We start from the raw sequence: 4915 nt of genomic DNA, 5'->3' as shown, positions 1-4915 counted from the left end.
CCGCCGGCGCCGGATAAGCGTAAGTACACCTGACAGGAATTGGGTGCTTGAACTGGCTCCATCGCCAGCAGGCTAGCTCCCACAGTGGATCTCCATAAGACACAGATTTTGTGTATGACAAATATCAACTGTGGGAGCTAGCCTGCTGGCGATGGGGCCGGTCCAGTATTACAAAAATCCCGGCCTAAAATCACAAAAGCCCCGATCACAACGATCGGGGCTTTTTTTTCACGGTCTCATTCAGTCACGCAAATCCGACTCATGTATCGGCTGTTCCCGATGCGTTGCCCGTTGGTACTGCGCTGGCCAGATGGCCTTGCGTCCGCCCAGATCATCATCGGCATGCAGTGGCCAATACGGATCACGCAACAGTTCTCGCGCCAGGAAGATGATGTCCGCCTGGCACGTGCGCAAGATATGTTCGGCCTGAGCCGGCTCGGTGATCATGCCGACCGTGCCGGTGGCAATGCCCGACTCCTTGCGCACACGCTCGGCGAAGCGTGTTTGATAACCGGGTCCTGTGGGAATTTCAGCATTGGCCGCCGTACCACCCGACGAAACATCGATCAAGTCCACGCCCAACGCTTGGAGGCGTCGCGCCAGCTCCACGGTTTCGTCCGGGTTCCAGCCGTCTTCCACCCAATCGGTGGCCGACACTCGCACGAACAGCGGCAGCTCTTCAGGCCACACCGCACGCACCGCTTCGGTGACTTGCAGCACCAGCCGAATGCGATTCTCGAACGAACCGCCATATTGATCGCGTCGCTGATTGCTCAGCGGTGATAGAAATTGATGCAGCAGGTAACCGTGGGCAGCGTGTATTTCGACCACTTTGAAACCGGCTGTCAGTGCGCGCTTGGCCGAGTCAACAAAGGCCTGAATGACCTCGGCGATCTCGCTTTCATCGAGTTGCCGTGGGTGGGTGTGCTGCGGGTCAAAGGCAATCGTCGACGGGCCCACCGGTACCCAGCCGCCGTCTTCGGGTTTGACGCTGCCATGGTTGCCAAGCCACGGCCGATGGGTACTGGCTTTACGCCCAGCGTGTGCCAACTGGATACCGGCCACGGCGCCCTGAGCGGCGATAAAGCGCGTAATGCGTTGCAGGGGTTCGATCTGTTCGTCGTTCCACAGGCCGAGATCCTGGGCGGTGATGCGCCCGTCGGCGGTGACTGCCGTGGCTTCGGTAAACACCAGGCCAGCGCCGCCGACCGCGCGACTGCCGAGGTGGACAAGGTGCCAGTCATTGGCCAGCCCATCGACGCTGGAGTACTGGCACATGGGGGATACCGCGATACGGTTGAGCAGGGTCAATTGACGCAGGGTATAGGGTTCGAGCAGCAGACTCATGGGTCACCTCTCGTATCAGTGGGCAGGCTCCAGGGTTCTGTTTGAAAAGTCGACGAGTGACAGGAAAAAGGCGCAGCACCCGCCCCCGCGGGCTAAAAATTCGACAAGACGTCACAAGGATAATCAAGCAGTGATTAGAGCCTAGTCGACATCGGAGAGATGAGGGAGGGTTCAAGAAATGAAACTCCCCAAATCAGGAGTCAATGCAAGACCTGTGGCGAGGGGGCTTGCCCCGTTGGGCTGCGAAGCAGCCCTGAAATCGACTATCGAACTCCACCAGACATACCGCGCCGGTTGGTTTTACGACTGCTGCGCAGCCGAACGGGGGCGAGCCCCCTCGCCACAAAAGCAAGCAGCGACTACCGGGGTTCGATATGGGCAATCATCAACTGCACGGTTTCGTTACCGCGAAACTCGTTGAGGTCGAGTTTGTAGGCCAGTTCCACCCACTTGATGGTCGGGTTAGGCCAGATTTCGCGGTCGATGCCGAAGGCGATACCGTCCAGTTTCACCGAGCCGCATTCGCTTTTGAGCACCACTTTCAGGTGACGTTCGCCGACGACACGCTGCTCGACCAACTGGAACACGCCATGGAACAACGGCTCCGGAAAGTGCTGCCCCCAAGGACCGGCATGACGCAGGGCGCGGGCCAGTTCGAGGTGGAACTCTTCGACCGCCAGTGTGCCGTCCGACAGCAGGCGCCCCGTCAGGTCTTCTTCGCGCAATTGCCGGCGCACTTCAGCGTCGAAGGCCTCGGCGAACAGCGGAAAATTCGCTTCCGGCAGTGTCAGGCCAGCCGCCATGGCGTGGCCGCCGTATTTGCTGATCAGGTTGGGATGCTGCGCCGCCACCACACTCAACGCGTCGCGAATGTGGAAACCCTGAACCGAACGCCCCGAGCCCTTGAGCAAGCCATCGCCGGCATCGGCAAAGGCGATGGTCGGTCGGAAATAGCGCTCTTTCATACGCGACGCGAGGATACCGATGACACCCTGGTGCCATTCGGGATCAAACAGGCACAAACCGAACGGCATCGACTCGACCGGCAAATCCTTCAGTTGCGCCAGCGCTTCACGCTGCATGCCCTGCTCGATGGATTTGCGGTCCTGGTTCATGCCGTCGAGTTGCACGGCCATTTCCCGCGCCATCCCCGCGTCTTCGGTGAGCAGGCACTCGATGCCCAGACTCATGTCGTCCAGGCGCCCTGCCGCGTTCAGGCGTGGGCCGACAATGAAACCCAAATCCGTGGAAGTGATACGGGCATGATCACGTTTGGCCACTTCAAGGATGGCCTTGATTCCCGGGCGGGCACGTCCGGCGCGAATCCGCTCCAGGCCCTGGTGCACCAGAATCCGGTTGTTGGCATCCAGTGGCACCACGTCGGCAACACTGCCCAGCGCGACCAGATCCAGCAACTCGCCGATGTTCGGTTGTGGCTTGCTCTCGTACCAGCCAAGGCTGCGCAAGCGGGCGCGCAGGGCCATCAGTACATAGAAAATCACCCCGACGCCGGCCAGCGCCTTGCTCGGGAAGTCGCACCCTGGCTGGTTTGGATTGACGATGGCATCGGCCAGTGGCAATTCATCGCCGGGCAAGTGGTGGTCGGTGACCAGCACGTTAAGGCCCGCTTTCCTGGCCGCCGCCACGCCTTCGACACTGGAAATACCGTTGTCCACGGTGATCAGTAATTGCGGCGTGCGTGTCAGCGCCACTTCGACGATTTCCGGCGTCAGGCCGTAGCCGTACTCAAACCGGTTCGGCACCAGATAATCGACGTGAGCCGCGCCCAACAGGCGCAACCCCAATACGCCCACGGTACTGGCCGTCGCACCATCGGCGTCAAAGTCGCCGACAATCAGAATCCGCTGGCGCTGCTCCAGCGCCGTCACCAACAAATCCACGGCGGCATCGATGCCCTTGAGCTGCTGAAATGGAATCAGCCGCGCCAGGCTCTTGTCCAGTTCCGCCTCGGTCAGCACGCCCCGCGCCGCGTACAGGCGGGTGAGCAGCGGCGGCAGATCACCGAGGAATGGCAGGGTGTCGGGCAACAGGCGAGGTTCGATGCGCATGGGGTGACAGGTGCTTCTCTTGAATACGTGGGATAAAACCGGTGGATACGGGTTAGCCGCGAATAATCAGCCGCGTTCGCCGCTCAACCATTGCAACTGGACTTCGTGCTGACCACGGTCGTCGGTAACGAAAATCGTCCCTTCGCTGATCATCACGTCCCACTTGATCACCCGTGGCATGTCTTTGGCCAGGGTTTCCAGGACGTCCTGCGGAACGGCAGCAATGTGCACGTTTTTCAGGTTTTTGATCGCGGGGATCACTTTGGTTTCCCAGACGCGCAAGCTGCCGTAAGCCAGCAGGCTGGTGCGTTCGGTGCGACGCGAGCACCAGGTCAGGCGATCGGCGTCTGGCTGGCCGACTTCGATCCAGTGCAGGACGCGGTCATCCAGGCTCTTTTCCCACAAGGCGGGCTCATCCACGTCCGACAGACCACGGCCGAATGACAGCTGCTCGTTGTACCAGAAGGCGTAGGCCAGCAGCCGCACGGTCATGCGTTCTTCGGTTTCCGAAGGGTGACGGGCGATGGTCTGCTTCACGGTCTCGTAAACGCTGCGGTCGAGGTCGGTGAGGTTCAGTTCAAACTTGTAGGTCGTGGACGGCTGGGCCATGAACGGGCTTCTTGATACGAGGAAAGGCGGCAAGTCTAACCGATGCTGTAGGCAATCATCGAACTGAAGGCGATTCTGCTTGCTCGTCTGACGTTCGGCTATGTTAAAACGGCGTATACGCTCAGCCTTTGTCCTACAGGATCCCGCATGCCGCTCTCCGGAAAACCGCTCTCAGGTCTGAAAGTCATTGAATTGGGTACGCTGATCGCGGGGCCGTTTGCCTCGCGCATTTGCGGTGAGTTCGGCGCCGAAGTGATCAAGATCGAATCCCCTGACGGCGGCGATCCGTTACGCAAGTGGCGAAAACTGTACGAAGGCACCTCGCTGTGGTGGTTCGTCCAGGCGCGTAACAAAAAGTCCCTGACCCTGAACCTGAAACACCCCGACGGCCTGGCAATTCTGAAAAAGCTGCTCAGTGAAGCAGACATCCTGATCGAGAACTTTCGCCCTGGAGTCCTGGAAAAGCTCGGCCTGGGCTGGGAAACCCTGCATGCGCTAAACCCGAAACTGGTTATGGTGCGCCTATCTGGTTTCGGTCAGACCGGGCCGATGAAAGATCAACCCGGTTTTGGCGCGGTCGGTGAATCCATGGGCGGCCTGCGCTACATCACCGGGTTCGAGGATCGTCCTCCGGTGCGCACCGGAATTTCCATCGGCGACTCGATTGCGGCGCTCTGGGGTGTGATTGGCGCGCTGATGGCCCTGCGTCATCGCGAAGTGAACGGCGGACTCGGCCAAGTGGTCGATGTAGCGCTGTACGAAGCGATCTTCGCGATGATGGAAAGCATGGTGCCGGAGTTCGATGTGTTTGGTTTCATTCGCGAGCGCACTGGCAACATCATGCCGGGCATCACGCCCTCTTCTATCCACACCAGCGCCGATGGTAAACA

The 4915-nt window shown here is 59.9% G+C and carries 4 protein-coding genes; 1 reads left to right on the top strand and 3 read right to left on the bottom strand.

The window, feature by feature from the left end:
• Positions 1-240 precede the first annotated feature (240 nt).
• The 3 genes from AC1DRJ_RS19205 to AC1DRJ_RS19195 form a co-directional block, all read right to left on the bottom strand.
• A complete protein-coding gene (locus AC1DRJ_RS19205; protein ID WP_477803540.1) occupies positions 241-1347 on the bottom strand; it encodes an NADH:flavin oxidoreductase/NADH oxidase in 1107 nt (368 codons plus the stop codon).
• A 359-nt stretch (positions 1348-1706) separates the two neighbouring features.
• Positions 1707-3416, bottom strand: coding sequence for a single-stranded-DNA-specific exonuclease RecJ (gene recJ, locus AC1DRJ_RS19200; RefSeq protein ID WP_477803539.1), 1710 nt, complete (start codon positions 3414-3416; stop codon positions 1707-1709).
• A gap of 66 nt (positions 3417-3482) precedes the next feature.
• Positions 3483-4025, bottom strand: a complete 543-nt coding sequence (locus AC1DRJ_RS19195; RefSeq protein WP_461996538.1) for a YaeQ family protein — start codon at positions 4023-4025, stop codon at positions 3483-3485.
• 147 nt (positions 4026-4172) lie between these two features.
• On the opposite strand from AC1DRJ_RS19195, the gene AC1DRJ_RS19190 reads away from it, so the two are divergent.
• On the top strand, positions 4173-4915 hold a 743-nt coding region (locus AC1DRJ_RS19190; protein WP_477803538.1), incomplete at its 3' end, for a CaiB/BaiF CoA transferase family protein.

The organism is Pseudomonas sp. P5_B2 (genome assembly GCF_056400445.1).
The sequence above is the reverse complement of the archived record's forward strand: the minus strand, read 5'-3'. Positions and strand labels throughout refer to the sequence as shown.